18 protein-coding genes are annotated in these 22,515 nt (G+C 35.0%); 5 read left to right on the forward strand and 13 right to left on the reverse strand.

The window, feature by feature from the left end:
* Window positions 1-20: 20 nt before the first annotated feature.
* Window positions 21-1,358, reverse strand: coding sequence for an OprD family outer membrane porin (locus tag ABYK18_RS02360; RefSeq protein ID WP_373035000.1), 1,338 nt, complete (start codon window positions 1,356-1,358; stop codon window positions 21-23).
* A 194-nt stretch (window positions 1,359-1,552) separates the two neighbouring features.
* On the opposite strand from ABYK18_RS02360, the gene ABYK18_RS02365 reads away from it, so the two are divergent.
* Complete coding sequence (locus ABYK18_RS02365) at window positions 1,553-2,110, forward strand: phosphatidylcholine/phosphatidylserine synthase (protein ID WP_373035001.1); 558 nt, start codon at window positions 1,553-1,555, stop codon at window positions 2,108-2,110.
* On the opposite strand, the gene ABYK18_RS02370 is transcribed toward ABYK18_RS02365, so the two are convergent.
* The 4 genes from ABYK18_RS02370 to ABYK18_RS02385 form a co-directional block, all read right to left on the reverse strand.
* The gene (locus ABYK18_RS02370; RefSeq protein ID WP_373035002.1) at window positions 2,107-4,719 is read right to left on the reverse strand and encodes a response regulator; all 2,613 of its coding nucleotides are present in this window, start codon (window positions 4,717-4,719) and stop codon (window positions 2,107-2,109) included. The two genes, ABYK18_RS02365 and ABYK18_RS02370, sit on opposite strands and share 4 nt — an antisense overlap.
* A complete protein-coding gene (locus tag ABYK18_RS02375) occupies window positions 4,720-5,889 on the reverse strand; it encodes an ABC transporter substrate-binding protein (RefSeq protein ID WP_373035003.1) in 1,170 nt (389 codons plus the stop codon).
* A 65-nt stretch (window positions 5,890-5,954) separates the two neighbouring features.
* Complete coding sequence (locus tag ABYK18_RS02380; protein WP_373035004.1) at window positions 5,955-6,344, reverse strand: DoxX family protein; 390 nt, start codon at window positions 6,342-6,344, stop codon at window positions 5,955-5,957.
* Window positions 6,331-6,537, reverse strand: coding sequence for a hypothetical protein (locus ABYK18_RS02385; protein WP_373035005.1), 207 nt, complete (start codon window positions 6,535-6,537; stop codon window positions 6,331-6,333). The genes ABYK18_RS02380 and ABYK18_RS02385 overlap by 14 nt, the downstream gene beginning before the upstream one ends.
* A 32-nt stretch (window positions 6,538-6,569) precedes the next feature.
* On the opposite strand from ABYK18_RS02385, the gene ABYK18_RS02390 reads away from it, so the two are divergent.
* Window positions 6,570-7,256 carry a response regulator transcription factor gene (locus ABYK18_RS02390; RefSeq protein WP_373035006.1) on the forward strand — a complete coding sequence of 229 codons (687 nt, stop codon included), beginning with the start codon at window positions 6,570-6,572 and terminating at the stop codon, window positions 7,254-7,256.
* Between the two features lie 11 nt (window positions 7,257-7,267).
* Here ABYK18_RS02390 and ABYK18_RS02395 read toward each other — a convergent pair whose 3' ends face one another.
* The 6 genes from ABYK18_RS02395 to ABYK18_RS02420 are packed head-to-tail and all read right to left on the reverse strand — an operon-like array spanning window position 7,268 to window position 16,023.
* A complete protein-coding gene (locus ABYK18_RS02395) occupies window positions 7,268-10,336 on the reverse strand; it encodes an efflux RND transporter permease subunit (protein WP_373035008.1) in 3,069 nt (1,022 codons plus the stop codon).
* Window positions 10,329-11,393 (reverse strand): efflux RND transporter periplasmic adaptor subunit, encoded by a 1,065-nt coding sequence (locus ABYK18_RS02400; protein WP_373035009.1) that lies wholly within the window; start codon window positions 11,391-11,393, stop codon window positions 10,329-10,331. The genes ABYK18_RS02395 and ABYK18_RS02400 overlap by 8 nt, the downstream gene beginning before the upstream one ends.
* Entirely contained in the window at window positions 11,390-12,577 is a 1,188-nt protein-coding gene (locus ABYK18_RS02405; protein WP_373035010.1) for a TolC family protein, read from the reverse strand. The genes ABYK18_RS02400 and ABYK18_RS02405 overlap by 4 nt, the downstream gene beginning before the upstream one ends.
* A 44-nt stretch (window positions 12,578-12,621) precedes the next feature.
* The gene (locus ABYK18_RS02410) at window positions 12,622-12,927 is read right to left on the reverse strand and encodes a hypothetical protein (RefSeq protein WP_373035011.1); all 306 of its coding nucleotides are present in this window, start codon (window positions 12,925-12,927) and stop codon (window positions 12,622-12,624) included.
* Window positions 12,928-12,976: 49 nt separating this feature from the next.
* Window positions 12,977-14,836, reverse strand: coding sequence for a cache domain-containing protein (locus ABYK18_RS02415; protein WP_373035012.1), 1,860 nt, complete (start codon window positions 14,834-14,836; stop codon window positions 12,977-12,979).
* Window positions 14,833-16,023: a DNA recombination protein RmuC gene (locus ABYK18_RS02420; protein WP_373035013.1), complete on the reverse strand. Its 1,191-nt coding sequence runs from the start codon at window positions 16,021-16,023 to the stop codon at window positions 14,833-14,835. The genes ABYK18_RS02415 and ABYK18_RS02420 overlap by 4 nt, the downstream gene beginning before the upstream one ends.
* Window positions 16,024-16,121: 98 nt before the next feature.
* Between ABYK18_RS02420 and ABYK18_RS02425 the strand changes: the two genes are divergently transcribed.
* From ABYK18_RS02425 to ABYK18_RS02435, 3 genes are all read left to right on the forward strand, one after another.
* Window positions 16,122-18,290, forward strand: coding sequence for a bacteriohemerythrin (locus tag ABYK18_RS02425; protein WP_373035014.1), 2,169 nt, complete (start codon window positions 16,122-16,124; stop codon window positions 18,288-18,290).
* 157 nt (window positions 18,291-18,447) lie between these two features.
* Complete coding sequence (locus ABYK18_RS02430) at window positions 18,448-19,998, forward strand: DEAD/DEAH box helicase (RefSeq protein WP_373035015.1); 1,551 nt, start codon at window positions 18,448-18,450, stop codon at window positions 19,996-19,998.
* Window positions 19,999-20,150: 152 nt separating this feature from the next.
* On the forward strand, window positions 20,151-20,513 hold the full coding sequence (locus tag ABYK18_RS02435) for an HIT family protein (protein WP_373035251.1): 363 nt from the start codon (window positions 20,151-20,153) through the stop codon (window positions 20,511-20,513).
* Window positions 20,514-20,518: 5 nt separating this feature from the next.
* On the opposite strand, the gene ABYK18_RS02440 is transcribed toward ABYK18_RS02435, so the two are convergent.
* Complete coding sequence (locus ABYK18_RS02440; RefSeq protein ID WP_373035016.1) at window positions 20,519-21,517, reverse strand: beta-ketoacyl-ACP synthase III; 999 nt, start codon at window positions 21,515-21,517, stop codon at window positions 20,519-20,521.
* The gene (plsX, locus tag ABYK18_RS02445; RefSeq protein WP_373035017.1) at window positions 21,517-22,515 is read right to left on the reverse strand and encodes a phosphate acyltransferase PlsX; all 999 of its coding nucleotides are present in this window, start codon (window positions 22,513-22,515) and stop codon (window positions 21,517-21,519) included. The genes ABYK18_RS02440 and plsX overlap by 1 nt, the downstream gene beginning before the upstream one ends.

The following is a 22,515-nucleotide window of genomic DNA, read 5'->3' on the forward strand; positions in this document are numbered from 1 at the left end:
AATATCATGTTAATTATTGATTAAAACTTGTACTCAAGTCTCACAAGTGCCCTGTCAAAAGTATTTTTATTACTTGTTGACTTATAATTTGTATATGTGCCTTCTAAATACCATCTATCTGTTATATCATATGTAAGTATTGCATCTTTTTCTGTGATTCTACCATTATCACTGTAAAGCTCTCCATAAACAAGTTCGAGAACCAATCCGTTTATGGAGACTCTCTCAAACTCGTAACCTGCTCCAATTCTAAATGACTCGGCATTATTGTTTGGGCCAGATGTATATACACTGCCTGCTTCAGAGATTGATGAGATTGTAGCCTCATCAAGTGAAGTATAATAAGGTCCGCCTCCAAAACCGTTAGTGACATACTTCCCATTTTCAGACAGAGCAATATTGTAAGCTCCTCCAAAGAATGCACCTTTATAGTGAAAAATAGACATAGCACCAAAAACATTTCCTTCTACATTAGAGTTTTCAAGTTCCTGTATATTTGCAGCCTGCAAGCCGTAGTCCACATGAAAATCTTCACCGTCTATAAAGTAAATTCCTATAACTTCAGCATATGCCATTGCACTCATCTTATCCACATAGTTGTACCAAAAGGAGACTTCACTATTTTTTGCATACTCGTATGTTATAGACGCCCCTGTCATTCCAAAACTATCAGAACTTACAAGATCTTTGAACTCGTTTTGAAATGCGCCGGTACTTTCGTCTTGAGAATCATATCCTGCCCATCTGTTAAAGTATAATAGTTGAGTTTTTACTTTATCGCTATAATCAATATTTGCCCACGCACCCTCAAAAGTATTTGGAGCCATTCTAATATCGTCACTATTTGCAAAAGGTGTCTCTACCCTTATGCGTCCTATTTTGGTTTGGAAAAAATCATTACTATAGTTTATGCTTGCTTCTGCAATATATGCAAAAGAGTCCAGGTCTTTTGCAAAGAAGTCTTCATTTAAATCATTTTTATCAGGATTTACAAAATCCAAGCTTTGCGAGACATAAGCTGCTATATGCGCTTGAAACCCATGAAATTGGGCAGTATTAAACCCAAATTCTCCACCAAAAGAAGTGGCACTTTTCTCTGTTTTATTGGGGATGGAACTAATTTTATGCGCACTGTTTATATAAGCCAATCTAAACTTACCAAAAGCATCTGCATAATCAAACATTCCGTTAAAACTATTCGCTTCTTTTGGAAGCTCTTTTACAACATCATATTTTCCAGCTACTTTTGAATGGATTACACCGCTTTGTTCAATTGCTGTCGTCATCTTCTGAGTTACTACAGGTGTTTGTGTTGCAACCCTGTTATCAGCTTGTGCTAAATAAATCATTTCTATCATTTTAAATCCATTGTTTTTTTAGCGTTAAGGAAATGATAATGAATATCAACTTAAAGCCTTCTTAATAATGATATAAATTATCATTATTATTACATGTAAGATAAATTATATTTTACTACATATGTGCAGATAATAAATTGATTAATAGCATTATAAGAGATATAATTACATCAAAACTTTACTCAGGGTAATTTATGAAATTTTTATATCAGGCTACTTCTCACTTTAATCTGGCAAACCTTTTCACATTTGTAAACATAACAGCCGGTCTTCTTGCTACTTACTTCATCACTCAAAACAACTTTGTTTTAGCGATTGTTCTTGCATGGATTGGCGGTGCTTTTGATATATTTGACGGAAAAATTGCCAGAAAGTATAACTTATCAAATGAGTTTGGAGTACAACTAGACAGTTTTGCGGACTTTTTGAGTTTTGTTTTAGTCCCTGTGTTTTTAATCTTTCAAGCAGTTTATTCTACCTCTCTTTCTGGCTTATTGATACCGTTCGCAGCAGTTGTCAGCATCTATTATGTAATTTCAGGCTTAAGAAGACTTATTCATTTTAATATTAATACAGATGCGGGAAAAGTAGATAAGTTTTTCACAGGAGTACCGACTCCACTGGGGGCTATCTTACTATGGCTGGTATATCTTACTCATGCTTATGAGATTTTGCCGGCAATCGCAGTCATAGTTCTTATGATAATTATCGGATGGAGCCTAAACTCTAAAATAAAAGTTCCTCATCCTTAGGTTTTATTGCCTGCATCTTTAAGGTAAGCATTTAAAACTTCTAGTAATTTTAAAGTCTTGCGCTTGAGAACAGCAGTTTTTTCATAAAGTTCTTTACTTTGCATAGTCTCTGAGTTTAGTTCTATCTCTTTTGCATACTCCTGTAACTCCGTTGCACCGATATTTCCTGATGAACCTTTTATTGTATGTGCATGAAGTTTTATAGCGTTTACATCCTTGGCATCTATAGCATCTTTTAAATCTTCTAAGGACTTAGGTGTGTCTTCTATAAATATAGCAACTATTTTATCAAGAAGTTCTCTTGAGTTGCCTAAACGCTTTAAAGCTTTGGCTTCATCCCATATGCACAATGTTTTGTTAATGTTGTTTTCTACAGTTTCCATATCTGCCTCACCGCTGTTTTTAAGCCATTTTTTCAATACCTTTTGCAGATGCTCCGGCTCTATAGGTTTAGTTATATAATCATTCATTCCTGCATTTATACACCTATTTTTATCGCCTTGCATTACATTAGCCGTCATTGCTATAATCGGTGTATTTACATAATTTCTACCTGCTTGTGCTTCTCTTATGGCTTTTGTTGTTTCATACCCGTCAAGTTCTGGCATCTGACAGTCCATGAGAATAAGGTCATATTCTTTTTTAGATTTATTTAAAAATTTTAAAGCCTCAACTCCATTATTTGCAACATCTGCTTTAAGTCCAATATTTCCCAATATCCCATTGGCAACTATTTGGTTTGTTAGATTATCTTCTACTAAAAGTATCTTTATATTTTTATCAAAAGTTATTTGTTTATCACTATTTTCAGAAAGGACATTTATAGTTTCTCTGCTCTTGAACAATGAGCTGAGTGCATAGAGCAAATTCTTGGTAGTAACGGGTTTTGAAAAAGATGCGTCAATACCCATCTTTGCATAAACATCTGAATCTCCTCTTTCTATGAGCGAAGTCATCATAATCAACTTGGTTTTATCATTATCCGGATTATCTCGGATTACACGAATAAGTTCTTTATCCTCAATATCTTCCATATTCATATCTATAAATACTATATCAAAATTGTGCTCTTTGAGCATTTGTATTGCTTCTTTTGAATCTGTTGCACTGCTTACTTTAATTCCCCAATTTATAAACTGTCTTTTTAAAACATCTGTATTTAACCAACTTTTATCTACAATCAAAATCTTTTTATTCTCTATCATAATATGCGGTTTTACTATAGAAAAGTCATTGCTGAGATTTACAGATATATCTATTTTAAAAGTAGTTCCCCTGCGAAGTTCGCTTTTAACTTCTATGGTACCGTCCATTAATTCTATCAGTTTTTTCACAATTGCCAAACCAAGTCCTGTACCGCCATACTTCCTTGTTGTTGAAGCATCTACTTGGGAAAAAGAATCAAACAAAATATCAATTTTATCTTCCGGGATACCTATGCCGCTATCAGTTATCTCCATAATCAATCTTGTATTATTTACATCTTCGCTGTTCAAACTTACTTTTATAAGGATATACCCCTCAGAAGTAAACTTGATAGAATTTCCTACAACATTTGATAATATTTGACGTATTCTTCCCGGGTCTGCATTTATTATGTTTTTTTCAATCTCTGTTACATCAAGAACAACTTCGACGCCTTTTTCCTGTGCTCTAAAAGCAATGGTCTCTGCAAAATCGCCAAGCTCATCTCTAAGGTTGAAATCGATATATTCAAGGTCCATTTTCCCTGCTTCAACTTTCGAAAAGTCCAAAATATCATTTATAAGACATAGGAGTGTCTTCGCACTACTTTGGGCCAAAGAGGCCTGATGTCTCTGGCCATAATCAAGCTTGGTGTTCATCAACAATTCCAACATTCCTATGACACCATTCATCGGTGTTCTAATCTCATGAGACATTGTTGCCAAAAACTCTGCTTTTGCTTTTGCACTCTCTTCTGCTATCTCTTTAGCAGCAACTAATTCTTCATTCAATGAGTTAATATTATTTCTGATTTTTAGAGAAAACAGATAAAACAACCCACTCATTAAAAATATAAAAATTATTGCATATATCATTAATTGATTGTATTTATAATCTGAACTTAATTTTTCTTTATTTGATAATTCAAGCTGAAATTTTATATATTCATTTAGCCTTATATTAGCATGGCTGATAATATCTTTTAGTTGTCCTGTGTCTTTGCCATATGTATCTTTAATAACATTGTCACTGTTTTTCAGTAAAGATATTATTTTCATATAATCTCTCTTAGCATACGCAAATAGCTCTTTTTCCTCATCGTCCATATTTTTTAATGAAAATTGGTTCCATTTTTTTTGTAATATTTCTTTTGCCAATTCCAGAACTTCTAAAGCGTCTTCTTTTGAAATATTGCCTACTTTTTTTTCATTAATAGTATCTAATATATTGATATTGTATATGTCTTTTATCTCTTCAAGGCTTACTAAGGGTACAACATGGCTTATATATATATGGTCTACCTTATTTCTATCATCCAAATGTATATAAAAAGAGACTGCGGTAATAGTCAAGATAGATATAACTGTCATAAATATCAGTAAATTTAATTTTGTGTTTATAGTCAGCCTATCTAGAAAATTCATTTACTTATCTTCCTCGATGGCTATCAACCTGCCATCTTTAAAAGTTGTAAGGTATATACTGTCCATAGCTTGATGGTCATTTTTGGACATACTTATTTTCAGTCCCTCTAATGCATCTGCGGGCAGTTGTTCAAAACTTTTTACAAAACTTTCTCTATCTAATCTCTCCTCACTTGACTTTAGTGCTTCAACAACAAGTTTTGCACTTAAAAATCCTTCTAAAGATACAAAATCACAAACTTCTTCAGGATGAGTTTTTTGAAATATCCTTCTATATTCCGCTACTGCCGCATTTGATGAAGAACAAGGTAGAGGAACAACTTGTGAGATAATAAGATTATTTACATCTTCTTTTAATTCAGAGACCAAAGACTCACTCCAAATGGCTGACATTGCAGCAAAAACAGTCTTATTAAGTCCCTCTTTTTTAGCACGCTTTATAAAATGAGCACTCGGTTTATGCACTCCTATAATAATCACGGCCTGTGGATCGGCTTTTTTAATAAAGTTCAATGCGGTTGTGATAGAGAGAGTATTTCTTACATAAGTTCCTTTTGCACTAAGCTTTAGATGTCTCTTTTTTAATGCAATTTCAACTCCCTTTAGTCCTGTTTTACCATAACTGTCATTTTGATAAAAAATCGCAATATTATTCATCTTCAATTTTTCAACCAAATACTTAACGAGGGCTTCTGTTTCTGCGTAATAACTTGCTCTAAAGTTTATGACCAGAGGATTGAATGGTTCTCTTAAAAATTCTGCACCTGTATATGGTGTCAGATAGGGTATTTTATATTTGTTAATAACATCTAAGAGCACTTTTGAGGTAGGTGTGCCCATCTCTCCAAAGAGAGCAAACACTTTATCTTTATTAATAAGTCTTAGACTGTTTTCTACTGCGAGTGAAGGTTCATACTTGTCATCATAGGTTATCAGCTCTATTTGTCTTCCGTTTACTCCACCTTGTGAGTTTATGTAGTTAAAATAAGCATATGCCCCATCATAAAAAGGTTTACCTAAACTAGATGCAGAGCCTGTCATAGCAGTTGATTGACCAAGTATTATTTTATTGTCTTTAATACCGTTTTGGGTTTTAATATAGATATTATAAATTGGAAATAAAGTCAGTGCCAATATTAAAAAAAACAGACTCTTTAAACCGGGTTTCATCTTTGATCCTAAGTTATAAATAAAGTTTGCACCATCTATAACTCTATAGTAATCTTTATAAAACCTTACTTAGCGTTTACGGCATATCTCCCACTACCTAGTAAAAATACAACTACGGATAAAATAAAATAAAAAAACGGAAGCTCAAAAACAGGTGCTCCGTATTTGTTTAACTCAAAGAGCGAATTCCCGTAGGCTAAGAAGATTGCCATAGTCATATTTAGTGCCAAGACCACAGATGCGACTCTGGCATAAAGTCCAAGAATGATAAAAATAGGCACTACGACCTCGCCTATATAAACGCCGTAAGCCAAAAACTCAGGCAGTCCAGCACTGGTTGTGAGATGTTTTACACCGCCGATGCCGTGTATTATTTTTTCAACACCGTGAAACAACATCATAATGCCGAGACTAAGTCTGATTATCAGCTTTGCTATATCGCTATTTTGAAACATTTTGCGGTTCCTCCTTTTTGAATCTACAGCTGCCTACGGTTATTATTTTTCCGCCCTTGATAGCTTCTTTTACATATTCAAGAGTGCCTTTTGGGTCTGCATCTCCTATTTCTTCTTCTATTATTCTAAGAAGATCTGCCTCATTTGTTGTCGTCCATGTTTTTTCATAATTATATTGTGTTTGTATTTTCATAAGTGTATAATACCTAAAATGAGGTATAAAATATGAAAGATATTCTAAAAAACTTCACCGTTCTTTATGTCGAGGATGAAGAGATGGTCAGAAAAAGTGCTGTTGAATATCTAAACAGAGTTTGCAAAAAAGTACTAGAAGCAAAAGACGGAAAAGAAGCCATCAGCATCTGGAAAGAACATAAACCTGATATCATCATAACAGACATCAGTATGCCTCGTTTAAACGGCATCGATATGGCAAGTTATATCAGAGCTAACGATAAAGATGTTCAGATTATTATCGCTACCGCACACTCGGACACAGACTATCTGCTTAAAGCGGTAGAACTGCAACTTGTAAAGTACATCATTAAACCCATCACAAAAGAAAAACTCATAGGCGCACTTGAAAGATCTATGGAGCTCATGGAGGATAAAAGCAAGTTTAACTTATTACTCTCTTCTACGTGTAAATACAATGCTTATGAAAAAGTAATTTACGAAGGCGACAAAGAGATCAAACTGACCAAGAATGAGACCCTTTTTCTTGATCTTTTGGCTCATCATCACACAAGAGTAGTTAAGTATGAAGAGATTGAAAACGCTATTTGGCCATATGACGGAATGAGCCAAGATGCCATCCGCTCTCTTGTTCGGGGTATAAGAAAAAAAGTACCGCCAAACTCAATCGAGAACGTTTCAGGCAGTGGCTACAAACTCCACATATACAGCAAATAATCTTCTACAATTTAATCTCTGCTTTTCAAAACAAACCTATGATATAAAATAGGCAGCAACACCAAAGTCAAAAATGTCGATGATACTAAACCGTTTATAATAACAATGGCTAAAGGTTTCTGAATCTCAGAGCCTGGACCCGTCGCAAATAACATCGGAATAAGTCCAAGTGCTGCGATAGAAGCCGTCATCAAAACCGGTCTTAGTCTTCTTATTGAGCCTATTGTAACAAGTTCTAAAGAGTCTTTTACACTATGTTTTAAATAATTAAAATAATTAAGCATCACAACCCCGTTTAAAACAGCTATCCCCATCAGTGCTATAAAACCGACAGTTGCGGGAACACTCATGTACTCACCTGTAACGTAAAGACCAAATACCCCGCCAATAAGAGCAAAAGGGATATTGAGTAAGACTAAAAATGCCTGCAGAGAGGACTTAAAGGTCATAAGCAACAAGATAAATACAAGACCTATACTAAGAGGAACTATGAAAGATAGTCTTTTAGAAGCCCTTTGCTGGTTTTTGTACTCTCCCGCGAAGTCTATAAAATATCCTTGAGGAAGTTTTATCTCTTTTTCGATTTTAGTGCTTAATTCATCCACAAAACTCACTAGATCGCGACCAACGACATTTGTTTGGATCAAACTTTTTCTCATACCGTTTTCATGGTTTATCTGAACAGGTCCTTGCGTCCTTTTAAAGTCTACCAACTCATTTATCTCAACGCTGTTTCCATTGTCAAGCACATATTGCAAATCAATATTTTTACTCATGCTTGTCTGCAGAGTCTCAGAACCCTTTATCATGAGAGATATTCGTCTAAGACCTTCTTGGATAACCCCTACTTCAACACCATTTACACTGGCTTGAAGGTATGATGAAAGCTCATCTCTGCTGACTCCGTAACGTGCCATGGCATCATCTTTAAACTCTACTTGCCAGTAAGCCACACCTTCGTTCGCCTTTTTGTAGACATCACTGCTGCCTTTTATGGATTCTGTAATCCTGAAGACATCTTTGGCAATGCTCTCTAATTTTTGAGTATCATCTCCGTAAATATTGACTACTATATCACCGCGTGAACCGCTTAGCATCTCCGAGATTCTCATAGCAATCGGCTGTGTAAATCCATATTCTATACCGACAAAGCCATCCAAGACTTTTCTAAACTCATCAAGCAGCCACTCATTTGACGGAACTCTCCACTCCGCTTTAGGTTTGAGTACCAAAAACGTATCCGTATCGTTAAGCCCCATCGGGTCAAGCCCTATCTCGTCACTACCGCCACGGGCGACAATCGATATAACTTCAGGGACTTCACGCATGAGACTTTGTTGAATCTTTAAGTCTATATCTTTACTGGCTTCTAGTGAAATGGAAGGATTTTTTTCTATCCCTATAATCACATTACCCTCATCCAGAGTAGGCATAAAAGTTTTTCCTACCTGAGTATAAGCACCCACTGCCAGTATCCACAATATTCCAGCACCCAGGAAAACAAGCTTTTGATGCCTTAGTGAGTATTTTAAGACACTCTCATATTTATTCTCTAAAAATACCATCATAGGAACTTTGGCGTGTGGAGTCTGTTTTAAAACATAATAACTCACAACAGGTATAAATGTAAGTGCCAAGATAAGAGATGAAGTAAGTGCAAACACAATACTGAGAGCTACAGGAACAAATAGTTTACCTTCTAGTCCCTCTAATGTTAAAAGAGGCAAAAAGACTATGATGATAATTAAAATACCAGTAAATACCGGGTTGGCAACCTCTTTTGCAGATGTCAAGACCAAGTGCAGTTTAGGTTCGTTTTTGTGTTTTTCATCATAGAGATGCTCACTGATGTTCTCAACCATGACAACGCCTGCATCTACGAGCATACCTATAGCAATTGCCAAACCTCCGAGACTCATAAGATTTGCGCTGATGCCGAAATAGCTCATAGCAATAAACGTCATCATTCCGGCAAAAGGCAGAATAATTGCCACACTAAACGCAGATGCAAAGTTCCCTAAAAATATATACAGAACGATTACGATTAAAACGAGTGCTTCTAAAAGTGCTTTTGAAACGGTACTTATGGCTTTTGAGACCAAGTCTGAGCGATCATAAAAGATATTGATAGTTGTACCTTTTGGTAAATCTTTTTCTAACTTTTTAAGTTCAGCCTTTACTCTTTTTAACAGACCTGATGTATCTACGCCTTTTCTTGAGAGTATCAAACCCTCAACTGCCTCTTCTTTTCCATCCTTTGTTACAAATCCGCCTCTGGTAAGAGATCCTATTCTTACTTCTGCTATGTCAGAGACTCTGACATTTCTGCCGTTTTCATATTTTACAATCAGGTTTGAGATATCTTTTATATCTTTAAGTCTTCCTTCTGAACGGATAAAAAGACTTTGCTCACCGATGGAGAGCCTTCCTACTCCGTCATTTTTATTATTCTCGCTTAAGATTTTTTGCAAATATTTCATATTTATTTTATATAGTTTCATCTTTGCAAAATCAGGAACTATCTCATATGTCTTGACATAACCGCCGAGTGCATTTGTATCAGCTACTCCGTCAATTGAGCGAATTCTTTTGTTGATTACCCAGTCAAGAAGAGTTCTTTTTTGCTCCAGATCAAGACTCTCTGATTCAATAGTAAACATCAAAACTTCACCAAGCGGTGTAGTTATAGGAGCAAGACCACCGGTAATGTTTGAAGGAAGGGAGCTCTGAACTTCACTGAGTCTTTGAGCAACCTGCTGTCTTGCCCAATAAATATCCACTCCGTCTTTAAAATCAATGGTAATGTCACATAAACCGTATTTAGACAAAGACCTTACAATCTTCTGATCAGGAATACTCTGCATATTCTGCTCAACCGGAATAGTAACCCTAGCTTCCATTTCGGCAGGTGTCATACCTGAAGATTTCAAGATTATCTTTACCTGCGTCGGTGCAACATCAGGGTATGCATCTACAGGCAGCTTGAACATGGAGTATGCTCCAAAGAAAAGAACAGCAGTTGCGATTAAAAGGACTAATACCTTTTGCCCAAGGGCAAAATTTACAAATCTCTCACTCATCCGAAATATCCATAGCGCTTAGCAGTGCCGATGTAGAGGTTACAGCTACATGGTCACCCTCTTTTAAATCAGCTTTTACTATGTAACAATTATCACCCTCTTTTACTATCTCAGCAGGCACTACGGTAAAACCTGTAGCTGTTTTCTTAAACAGATATGATTTATTATCCTCAAAGACTAAGGCACTCTTTTTTATTTTTACGGCACCTTTGATATTTTTTATAATCTCAACCGGATATATTCTGTTAATCATAATATCTTTGGCATCTTCGATTAAGGCTCTTACCTGAAGTGATTGAGATTCACTGTTTACTACATTTGAAATAGCCGTTATCTTTGCACTATACGATGAAAAAAGACACTTGTCCCCAACAGACAGGCTTGATACGGTTTTTACAGGGACACTAATTTCTATAAATCTTTTGCCGTCTGCAAAGAGATGCATCATACTGCGGTTTGATTCTACTTTCTCGCCTATATTTACATCTATGCTATTTATGACTCCGTCTCTTGATGCAAGAATATTTATCTGCACAATTGGCTGATGTGTTTTCTGCACTCTTTGAAGCATATCGTGGTTAAAACCACTCGCGAGCAATTCGTTTGCACTAAGTTTAACTTTTAAATCAATACTCTGTTTCTCTTGAAGCGACTCTAATAATTTTTTATGAGAGATTATCCCATCACTTTGAAGCTTTTTATTTCTCTCATAATTCTTATCTATATTTATGCTTTGTATATGTGATTTAATATACTTTTCTTGAAGATTTAACAGTTCATTACTTTTAAGCGTTAAGAGTTTTTCTCCTCTTTTAACATGTTCCAATTTTCTCACATATATGTTTTGCACAACAGCGTCTACAGTCGAACCTATGAATATAATATCTCTTTTATCCAATGAAACAACTCCGTTATAAGGACCGACTGAGATTGAGTTGATTCTAGTAACCTCTTGCGATTTCACGCCTAAATCATCTTGTTGTTTTTTTGAGATCTCAATAGTACCAGCCCCAAACAGATTAAGACTTATAACCAATAAAGTAAATAAATTTTTCATAACGTTTCTCCTAAATCCAAGTCGGCTTTTTTGTAAAGTTCAAAAAGCTCATAATAATAATTTTTTTTAATTTCGAGCATCTCTAAAAAGTTCTCCGAATAAGAACGTGTAGCATCTAAATACTCCATAATAGTGCCCTCTCCCTCACTTAAAGCAGATTTTGAAAGTTCTCTAAGCTCAAGGCTCATAGGTAATATATCTTCATTAAGAAGCGTGTATTCATCATAAAGTGTTTCTATTTTAAGTTGCAATGACTTAGAAGCATTTATTATCTCTGATATCAGTGCTTCTTTCTCTGCTGCAAGTGATGATTTTTTATGCAGATATTGGGCTTGTTGTTTTTGAGTTTGAGAAGTAGCGGCTCCAATGGGAATGCTAATTCCAAAGGTATAACGAGTCTTATCCAGCTCTTCTTCATATAATAACTCATATCCAATGGATTGTAATGCTGAAGTATATACATTATAAAAAGATTTTGCAGAGTTTTGCTGGTAAGTTATCTCTTTAATCTCTCCATGTTCATCAATATTGTTTAGTTTAATCTCCCTCGAAATATTTACTAAATCATCACAAGACAACTCATCTATGCTCAGATTGTCAACTGCTTCTTGCAAATATGACAGTTCTGCCAAATACTCTCTTTTATGCAAAGCTACCCTTTGATGCAGTTTTGCTAAATCCAATTTGTTAAAAAGAAGATTTTTTTTGGAAATCTCACCTAGTTCATAAGCTTTCTGAAGCTGGTTGAACCTGCTGCTTTGCTCTTTAAACAATAAGTCTGCCCCATCACTCATCTCTTTTGAGACACAAGCCAAATGATATCTTGATGATACTTCTAAGCTGAGCACGTGAAGTTCATGTTTTGTACGTTGTTTGAGTGCTTTGTTTAAAGAGTCTACAGCTGCGTTTTTATTTGAAGATGAAAATGGATGTGCCAGCTTTTGGGAGATTCCTACTCCATATTCCAAACCATCATTTGTATTCTCGTCTGCGTGAGAGAGGCTTAATCCTATTTCCGGTGCTTCTTGAGTTGTAAACAGCTCATTTTGAGCTATATCCGAATAAGTTCTTTGTGTAATTGAGAGTGTTTTTCTGCTCTTTTGCATAGAATCCAAAATTTCTGATAAATTTTGAGCATAGGCATTAAGGGCTAAGAAAATCACTAAAAATAGTTTAATTTTCATTGTTTAACCTTTTTTAAAAATAATATATATAAATAGAAAAAAGGTTAACTTAGAGGGGGTCTTTGAGGAACAAAATTAATGTGAGAGGTAAAACCGGTTATAGAACTTGCGGGTTTAGCATCCGGTAGTTTAGGTTGAAATATCAATTCATTTTCAAAATTAACAGCCAATATAGTATGAATAGCCTCATGCAGATGTGCTTTTACATCCGCAGTCTGCTCATCATATTCTAAATGACACAATTCATATTTTGAACTTACGTGATGATCGACAACAACGTAGTCGTGCATGACAAAAAATGCGAAGGTAAACAGTAAGACCGATAATATTTTGTTCTTAATTGATTTCATATTTCCGAATTCTATACTATTTAAAACAACATATGCTTAATATAAAAAACTAAACCTCTATTTTAAAACAGGCACCTTCTTCAGAATTACGAACACTCAACTTTCCATTAAGATGTTCTTCTATAATCATCTTTGACATATAAAGACCAAGTCCAGTTCCGCTTTGCTTATCTTTTGTAGAAAAATATGGGTCAAAAATCTTGTCTATAATAGCCTCATCTATTCCTCCGCCGTTATCACACACCTCAACAATCAGTTTTTCGCTGTCACAATTTGAGTTGATAGTTATCTTAGGGTCTTGAACCTGCTTATCAACCAGAATATCTTTAGCATTTTTAATCAGGTTTAACATAACTTGTATAAACTCATTTTTATAAATATGCGTCAGGTTTCTTCCTTTTGCTTCTACTTCTACCGACACCCCGCTTATTTCAAGTGATTTTTGCATCAATGATACACTTGTGTTTACTAAATCACTCACAAGAACAAATTCTTTATCCTTGTCAGGTCTGAAGTAATTTCTAAAATCATCTATTGTCATAGACATAAACTCCAAAAGACTATTACCCTCTCTTAGCTTCTCATCAAGATACTCTTTAGTCAATTCCTTATACTCATATGCGGATTCGATATTCATAAATAGATATGACATCTGATTTAAAGGCTGTCTCCATTGATGTGCAATCATACTCAGCATATCTCCCATCTCTGCCATCTTGGACTGCTGAATGAGCATCTTGTCTTTTTCCCTATGAGCTTTAAGCCCATCTGAGATTCTTTGTTCCAAAGACTGGTTTAACTTTTCAAGTTCATCTGTTCTTGTCTGAACTTCCATCTGGTACTGAGAAAAAATCTGATTGATTTTTCTAGATAATAGCAGTGAGAGAATGACTACAAAAACAACTATAGATGCAGAAGCTTTCATAATAAATTCTAACTCATTATCCAACATCACTTCGAGTTCACGCTGTTTGTTAAACTCTTTTTTACTCATCTTTGAGATTCCAAAGCCATAAACCAAGTACCAATCAAGAGGCTCATAATACTTACTGTAGTAGTAATATCCATCCAGTGTATCTTTATACCATGTAGATTTTTTAGATAGATTTTTACTTATTACTTCAAGTGATTCTTCTCCTAAAAACTCTCTCATGTTTTTAGATAAAAATATTGGTTTTCTCCCATCATAAAGTCCCATGAAATCCGCACTGTCTATAGGAATACTTTTTACCATGCTCAAAAGAATTTCTTTTAAAGACTCTTGCTTTTGTAAAACATTTATTGATGAGCCTATATACCAGTCATACATATCCAGATTTTTCACTAAAATAACCTCCTTGCCTGCACCGGAGTAAAAATTACTTTCTAAAAAACCTTCTCCTATTTTTCTAACTTTTTGTATCTCTTCAAGAATAATAGACCTGCCGTCAACATCTACATATCCACTTATATTTTCTTGATTTAATAACGGACTTCTTGAGAGTACATTGTTACCGTTAAAATCAGCTATAAATATGTAATCTTTCTTTGCACTGTATGTCATCTGATTGAGTGCATCTACTATCCTCTCTTTAATCTCTCTTTTGTCTTTTTTACCCTCATATTTTTCGTAGATAAATCTGGCACTTTCATATGCCATGTCTACCCTTTGTGAAAGTTCAGTTTTTATATCTTCTTCCAATCTGTTGTATTTATAATCAAATAGAAGATTAAGTTGTTCTGCCCATATCTCACTTTTTGCTTTTTTTGACTCAATATGTTCTTTAATAGAACGCTCTTTTACATGACGAAAATAAGCACTTACTTTATCAATATAAAATGTTGTTATAAAAAAACTCGCCGTTAAGACCAAGGTAAGCGGAACAAGGACGATAAGATAAGGAATTATTTTTTTTTCATTTACTCTCATAGTTCATCCTCACTTAAAATATTTAAACTTTTTTTAGGTTTGAGCCCTAATTCAACCATATTCTCGGCACGTTTTATAATATTTCCTTTACCCGTTTTAAGTCTTTTCATTGAAGTATCATAAGAGTCTTGAGCTTTTTGTAGTGATGAACCTATTTTTTGCATCTCTTCTACAAATAAAACCAGTTTTTCATACATTGCTTCAGCTTCTAGTGCGATTTTTTTTGCATGGTCTTCTTGTCTTTGTGTGCGCCAGATATGTTCTACCGTCCTTAAGGTGACGAGTAAAGTAGAGGGGGAGACAACCAAGATATTACTATCGTACGCCCTTTTGAAAAACTCTCCGTCTTGCTCAAGCGCAAGCAAAAAAGCCCCCTCTATAGGCATAAAAAGAAGTACAAAATCAAGCGTATTTATGCCATCAAGTTTATCATACTTTTTGGAACTAAGCCCTTTTATATGAGAAGAGATAGAGAGTATATGTTCTCTTAAAGCCTTGGCTTTGGCTTCGGGATTATTCTCACTCATAAACCTTTCATATGCTACAAGAGAAACCTTGGAATCAATGATGATGTCTCTCTGCTCGGGAAGATGAACAATTACATCCGGACGATAAATATTACCTTCTGAAGATTTCAAAGTTGTCTGTGTTTCGTACTCAAAACCTCTGCGAAGACCTGATTCTTCCAAAATACGTTCCAATACTATCTCACCCCAATTTCCCTGTGCTTTATTATCACCCTTTAGTGCATTTGTAAGGTTCAGTGCTTCTTGAGAGAGTTGTTCATTCATCTCTTTTAAACGTAAGAGTTCATCTTTTAAAAGGTGTCTCTCTTTAGTCTCATAAGTAAACTGTTCCCGAGACTGCATCGAAAAGTTTGTGATCTGTTCACGAAAAGGACGAAGCAGCATTTCAAACTGCTTTTTATGTGTATAGTCGAATTTTTTTGATTTATCTTCAAATATCTGATTTGCCAGCAGTTTGAACTCTTGTGAGAGTTCCTTTTTTGCATTTTGCATAATATCAAGTTTCTCTTTTGAAAATTTAATCTCCTCTTCATAACGACTATTTAATACCGCATATCTAAGTTGTAAATTATTTTTTTCCTGCATAGTTGTTAAATACAGATATGCCAAAATTAAAATCACTACACCGCTAGCTATTAAAAGTATCAAATATATGTCCATAAAGCATCCCGTTTATTTTATGTGAAAATTATACAACATTTGTATTGAGTCATAGTATCTAACAGCTAATTTTAAAATATTATGATAGAATTCTTACTATGATAGAATGGAATGAAGGTTTAAATCTTGGTATAAAAGTCTTAGATAACGACCATAAAGAGCTTTTGCACATTATTGGTAAGCTATCTAAAGCTATAAGCGACAATGAAAAGAAAGAGACACTTGAGGACGTTTTTGAAGAGTTAGAGGAGTGTACAAAAAATCATTTCAATCGTGAAGAAATTTATTTGCAAGATTGCAATTGCACAAAACTGGACGATCATGTTACCAAACACCGTACATTTTGTGATCAATTATCAAAGCTGAAGACAAAAGCATTATCCTCGCCAGACGATATTTCTTCTCAAGATATAACTATATACTTAACTGAATGGCTGCTAAACCATGTTATAGAAGAGGATATTCCGGCAATTACTCTTTTTAAACAATGCGGTCTTACACAGGAAGAAGATAAGGATGACTCTTTACTCGCCAGGCTAATCAAAGCAACCACTGACAGATTTAGTTTCACAAAGCGTATATTTCTCTCCGCTATTGTTCCACTCTCGGGGATGCTGCTTTTTGGAACTATCATCATTTTTGCAAATTTCAATGAATACCTAGATATGGAGAAAACATCTACGGTAACTCATATCACATCAAATATAAACGAATTGGTACACAATCTTCAGATTGAGAGAGGTTTAAACAGTGGTTATCTTACATCCTCGGAAAACAAATTTAAAAAAGATTTGCAAACACAAAGAAAAATTGTTAATGATGCTGCCAAAAAATTCACGGATAAAATAAAAACAGTTCATATCAGTAAAATAAGAGCCATCGAACCACATATAATAACACTGAAAAAAGACATATCGTCACTTGAAAATATTCGTAACAAAGTTGATAATAAAACAATATCCCAAACTCAAGAAATAAACTTCTATTCAAAAATCATTAAAAACGTACTTGATATTACTCCAAAGATAGCTTCTTTAAATCTTGATAAAAAATTATCTTCATCCATTGCAACTCTCTCTTCTATACAACAATTCAAAGAATCTGTAGGACAAGAAAGAGCTTACGGAACAGCAATAATAGAAAAAAAAGATGCCACAATAGAAGAGTATATATCTTTTTCAAAATTATTAGGTACTCAAGCCGCTTTTTTAAATATCTTTAAACATACAGCTTCCAAAGAACAAAATAATATTAATGATTCATTATTAAACTCTGATATTGCAAAACAAATACACTTTTATGAAGATGACATAAAAAACAGATATTTTGACAACTTGGATTCTGAAGTTTGGTTCAAATCTACAACGCAATACATAAACAAAATAAAACTTTTCGAAGATAAACTTCTACATGAGATTAATGCATCAATTGATAATAATATTGCTTCAACCATAAGAAATTTTCTTTTATGGATTTTATTTAACACCTCTATATTAGCTATTAATCTTTTTATCCTTTATACATTTAAAAAAAGTACTGTTATGCAGATTGACCAACTTACAAATGCAATGAAAGACTTAGCTACCGGAGGCAGAGGCTTCAGACTCTCTCCTATAAACATGAATAGAGATGAAATTGCATATATGTATGATGCTTATGAGACAACTAGACAAAAACTTCTTAAAGGTGATATATATACACAACTCTATCTTAGTAAGAATGACATGCAACTAAAACATAAAGAAAGAGAAAATTTAAAACTTGAAGAGATGGCATTTGTTGACCCTCTCACCGGAACTGTAAATCGTCGTAAGTTTGAGGAGTTGTCCGAGCAGGAAATGGAACGTTCTATTCGATACAAAAGCAGTTTAAGCTTTTTAATGCTCGATATAGATCATTTCAAAGCCATTAACGACACTTATGGTCATGCAGCAGGAGATGAGATTCTAAAACATTTCTCTTCGATGTGCTTGGATATGGCTAGAAGTCTGGACATAGTAGCAAGAGTCGGTGGTGAAGAATTCGTAGTAATGCTACCAGAAACTGCAAGTGACGGCGCTTATATGTTTGCCGAGAGATTTCGTGAAAAGATTTTCAATTCCGTTGTTAATATAGAAGATATTAAAATAAAATATAGTGTAAGTATAGGTATTTCAGTTTTAGACCATGCGAATGATACAGATGTAAAATCTATTATACAAAGAGCTGATAAAGCTCTATATGAAGCAAAAGAATCTGGAAGAAACACTACAGTAATCTTTACATAACTATATTTTCTACACAATATAAACTTAAATTATTTTAAATATTATCAACTTCAAGCTTAACTTGGTTTAAATCGGGTATAATTCGCGAAATTGTTTAAGGGGAAGATGCTTTGCGTTTGGCAAACTTGTATCATCTCCTTACATTTAAAGGATAATGATGCAAGAAAATGCACAAACACAAGTAAACACACCCATTGAAGAAAACCTAATCACATTTGCAGACTTAGGTTTAAATAAAGACATACTTAGAAGCGTACAGCAAGCTGGTTTTACAGTACCAAGTCCAATTCAGGCAGCAGCTATTCCTCTTGTTCTTCAAGGTCGTGACATCGTAGGTCAGGCACACACAGGAACAGGAAAAACAGCAGCATTTGGTCTTCCTGCACTTAACAACATTGATGTAAGAAACGGTGTTGAGATTTTAGTTATTACTCCGACTCGCGAACTAGCGACTCAAGTTAGTGACGAACTTTTCAAATACGGAAGAAACATCAATGCTAGAACTGTAACTGTATACGGCGGTAGTTCATACAAAAGACAAATAGACCTTATTGAGCGTGGAGCTAGTATTGTTGTTGCAACGCCAGGCCGTCTTTTAGATATACTTAAAAAGAATATGGTTAAAGACTTTACACCAAGTATTGTTGTACTTGATGAAGCAGATGAGATGCTGGACATGGGATTTTTAGATGATATTAATGAAATCTTTTCATATCTTCCTACAAATCGTCAAACACTTCTTTTCTCGGCTACTATGCCTAAACCTATCAAGCTTTTAGCTGAACGTATTTTAGATAATCCTGAGTTTATCTCCATTACACAAGGTGAGACTACAAACTCGGATATCGAGCAGCTTTACTATGTAATCGAAGAATCAGAAAGAGATGATGCAATTATTCGTCTTATGGATTCAGAAGAAACACAAAAATCAGTTGTGTTTTGTAGAACAAAAAGTGAAGTGGACAGACTCTCAAATGTTTTATCAAATGCGGGATATTTAGCTAACGGACTTCATGGAGATATGGAACAGCGTCAACGTGAGACAGTTATTAAAGGTTTCAAAAGTAACTCTGTGAAAGTTCTTGTAGCAACAGACGTTGCCGCTCGCGGTATTCATGTAAACAATATCTCTCATGTTTTCAATTACCATATTCCTTTTGATCCTGAGTCTTACGTTCACCGTATAGGAAGAACCGGCCGTGCAGGAACAAAGGGTAAAGCTATTACGCTTTTAACTCCATTAGAATTTAAAGAACTTCAGCGCATCAAACAAAAAGTTGGAACTTCAATGGGTCATGCCTATGTTCCAAGTAAAAATGACTTAAGAAGCTCTACTATAGAGACTCTGGTTAAAAAAATAGAAGATCATAAAATCTACGATGAAGCTCACAAGGTTTTAGATAGACTGCGTGAAGATATTGATGAAGAACAAATGGCTTTCAAACTTATCTCAATGTTGCTAGACCAACAAGATATCAAAGGTCCAAATCAGATAGGTATTCCTGCTGATAAAATGGATGCAATTCTTGCTCGTGCTGCTCAAAGAGGTGGTCAATCTCGTGGCAGAGGCGGTTCTCGTGGAAGAAGTGGCGGTGGCTACCGTGGAAATAAACCTCGTTCAGGCGGCGGTGGAGATCGTAACCGTGCCGGCGGTGGATACCGTGATAGGAGCCGTTCAGGCGGAAGTTCTAACAGACACAGAGACTAAACATCTTCAAAAAAACCTAAACAGAAATTCTGTTTAGGCACAAACTATTCAATAAAAATCCTCATTTTTTTTCATCATACACATACATTTTAATTAGATTACTTATGATAATATAGTGTGTTATATTTATATAAAAAGGACGTGTAGTGCATATGCTTATCTATGAAGACAACGAAATATATATTGAAAAACATGAGAGTGAAATACCATGGCTTAAAATCTTAACAAAAGAGCCATATAAAGAGTTAGGAGATATTCCACAAGAGTTAAGAGCCAGACTTTGGAGAGTATATGATGTAGTTGAGCATGAGATGAGGCAATACTATAACCCAAAGAAAATAAATATGGCTTCATTTGCCAACATGCTACCAAGAGTTCATATACATGTAATGGCTAGATTTGAAGAAGACTCTTACTTTCCAAATCCTATGTGGGGAGAAAAATTAAGAGATGCAGATTTAAAACTTCCGCCTGAAAAAGAATTTTACAGAAGAGTTTTTAACGCTCTGCATTAAAATTATTATTTTAATGGGCTAAAAGGAACTAAGGCTGAACCCCAAGTAAGTCCACCGCCAAAAGCATCCAGGAGCATTAATTCACCGCTTTTTAGTAGACCATCTTCATAAATATCATTGATTGCCATCGGAATAGATGCGCCCGAAGTATTGCCATATTTTGCTACAGTAAGCACAACTTGCTCATCTTTTAGTTTAAGCGCATCTCCAACCGCTTTGATAATACGGTAATTGGCTTGGTGCGGTACAAAGTGTTTAATTGCTTCACTTTCTATGTTATTTTCTTTTAAAATCTCAACGACATCTTTTGTAAGTGTACGTACAGCGACTTTAAAAGTCTCATTTCCCTTCATCTGCATAAAACAGCTTGAAGCTTCTTGATCTAATGAATCATGAGCTGATCCGCTGCCACCGTTTGGAGTCATTAACAAGTCGGCATATTCTCCGTCTGCACCCGTATGAACATCAATAATAGCTTCATCTTTATTGTCTGTTGCGCTGATAATGGCAGCACCCGCACCGTCACCAAAAAGGATACAAGTACCTCTGTCACTGTAGTCAGTTATCGCAGATAATTTTTCAGCACCTATGATAAGGATGTTTTTTTTCATTCCTGATTCTATAAATGCTTTTGCAATTGATAACACATAGACAAAACCTGTACATGCGGCAGAGATGTCAAAGGCAGTAACATTTCTGAGTCCAAGTTTATTTGAGATGATTGTAGCAGTTGAAGGCATACAAAAATAATCAGGAGATATCGTAGCACAGACAACCATATCAATATCTTCCAAAGCTATGCCGCTTCGCTCAATAGCTTTTTTCGCAGCCTTAACACCCATGTCACTGGTAGTTTCATCTTTTGCTGCTATATGACGTTCTTTGATACCTGTTCTTTTAGTAATCCATTCATCTGTGGTATCAACCATTTTAGAGAGATCTTCATTAGTCAAGATATCTAACGGAGCATAAGCTCCTATTGAACGAAATGCAGCGTAAGCCATTATACTTCCTTACTTTTCAACTCTTCGAGTCTTGAAATAATGTGTTCATTAACTCCGGTATCTACATAATTAATTGCCTGATATATTGCATTTTCAATTGCTTTAGAATTACTTTTTCCATGACTTACGATTGCGCAGCCCTTGATTCCTATAAGCGGAGCACCGCCTATCTCAGCATAATCAATCTGTTTTTTAAGAAGTTTAAAAACTTTTCTCATTAAAAGTGCACCGGTAATTGCAACCGGAGACTTTCTAATATAATCTTTAATCAGTATACTGATTGTAGAGGCAACACCTTCGCTTGCTTTGAGTACAAGGTTTCCTACAAAACCATCACATGTAATTACATCGCAAGTGCCATTAAAGATATCACTACCTTCAACGTTTCCTTTAAAACCTTTATAACCTTCTAAGATTTTAAAAGCCTCTTTTGTAATCTCATTGCCTTTTGAAGCTTCTTCCCCGTTAGCAAGAATACCTATGCTTGGATTTTTTATTTTAAGTAAATCTTCTGCATAGCATCCACCCATTATTGCAAATTCTGCAATATGCTGAGCTTTAGAATCAACATTTGCACCGGCATCAAGTAAAATGGAACGACGACCTGATTTTGTCGGCATCAGAGTGGCAAGTGCCGGACGTGAAACACCTTTTAAACGACCAAGTCTAAGTGTAGCAAGTGTCATGGTCGCACCGCTATGTCCTGCAGAAACTACACCATCGGCTTCACCGTTTTTCACAAGCTCTATAGCTTTAAAGATTGTACTCTCTTTTCTTTTTACAGCGTCTGTCGCTGCATCTGACATTGAGATAACATCATTCGCTTCAACAATAGAAATTTTAGCTCTATAACGCTTTGGTAACAGAGCTAAAATTTCATCTTTATTTCCCACTAATATAGGAACAAAAAGTTTTTTCTTAAGTGCTTGAATGCACCCCTTAACAATTGGTTCGGGACCAAAGTCCCCTCCCATTGCATCAATTGCAATCTTTACCAT

The sequence above is a fragment of the Sulfurimonas sp. genome (assembly GCF_041563495.1).
In the GTDB taxonomy this organism is placed as follows: Bacteria; Campylobacterota; Campylobacteria; order Campylobacterales; family Sulfurimonadaceae; genus Sulfurimonas.

Coding starts and splice junctions, on each gene's coding strand:
- ABYK18_RS02360 (WP_373035000.1), bottom strand. CDS start 1,358: ATGATAGAAATGATTTATTTAGCACAAGCTGATAACAGGGTTGCAACA.
- ABYK18_RS02365 (WP_373035001.1), top strand. CDS start 1,553: ATGAAATTTTTATATCAGGCTACTTCTCACTTTAATCTGGCAAACCTT.
- ABYK18_RS02370 (WP_373035002.1), bottom strand. CDS start 4,719: ATGAATTTTCTAGATAGGCTGACTATAAACACAAAATTAAATTTACTG.
- ABYK18_RS02375 (WP_373035003.1), bottom strand. CDS start 5,889: ATGAAACCCGGTTTAAAGAGTCTGTTTTTTTTAATATTGGCACTGACT.
- ABYK18_RS02380 (WP_373035004.1), bottom strand. CDS start 6,344: ATGTTTCAAAATAGCGATATAGCAAAGCTGATAATCAGACTTAGTCTC.
- ABYK18_RS02385 (WP_373035005.1), bottom strand. CDS start 6,537: ATGAAAATACAAACACAATATAATTATGAAAAAACATGGACGACAACA.
- ABYK18_RS02390 (WP_373035006.1), top strand. CDS start 6,570: ATGAAAGATATTCTAAAAAACTTCACCGTTCTTTATGTCGAGGATGAA.
- ABYK18_RS02395 (WP_373035008.1), bottom strand. CDS start 10,336: ATGAGTGAGAGATTTGTAAATTTTGCCCTTGGGCAAAAGGTATTAGTC.
- ABYK18_RS02400 (WP_373035009.1), bottom strand. CDS start 11,393: ATGAAAAATTTATTTACTTTATTGGTTATAAGTCTTAATCTGTTTGGG.
- ABYK18_RS02405 (WP_373035010.1), bottom strand. CDS start 12,577: ATGAAAATTAAACTATTTTTAGTGATTTTCTTAGCCCTTAATGCCTAT.
- ABYK18_RS02410 (WP_373035011.1), bottom strand. CDS start 12,927: ATGAAATCAATTAAGAACAAAATATTATCGGTCTTACTGTTTACCTTC.
- ABYK18_RS02415 (WP_373035012.1), bottom strand. CDS start 14,836: ATGAGAGTAAATGAAAAAAAAATAATTCCTTATCTTATCGTCCTTGTT.
- ABYK18_RS02420 (WP_373035013.1), bottom strand. CDS start 16,023: ATGGACATATATTTGATACTTTTAATAGCTAGCGGTGTAGTGATTTTA.
- ABYK18_RS02425 (WP_373035014.1), top strand. CDS start 16,122: ATGATAGAATGGAATGAAGGTTTAAATCTTGGTATAAAAGTCTTAGAT.
- ABYK18_RS02430 (WP_373035015.1), top strand. CDS start 18,448: ATGCAAGAAAATGCACAAACACAAGTAAACACACCCATTGAAGAAAAC.
- ABYK18_RS02435 (WP_373035251.1), top strand. CDS start 20,151: ATGCTTATCTATGAAGACAACGAAATATATATTGAAAAACATGAGAGT.
- ABYK18_RS02440 (WP_373035016.1), bottom strand. CDS start 21,517: ATGGCTTACGCTGCATTTCGTTCAATAGGAGCTTATGCTCCGTTAGAT.
- plsX (WP_373035017.1), bottom strand. CDS start 22,515: ATGGTAAAGATTGCAATTGATGCAATGGGAGGGGACTTTGGTCCCGAA.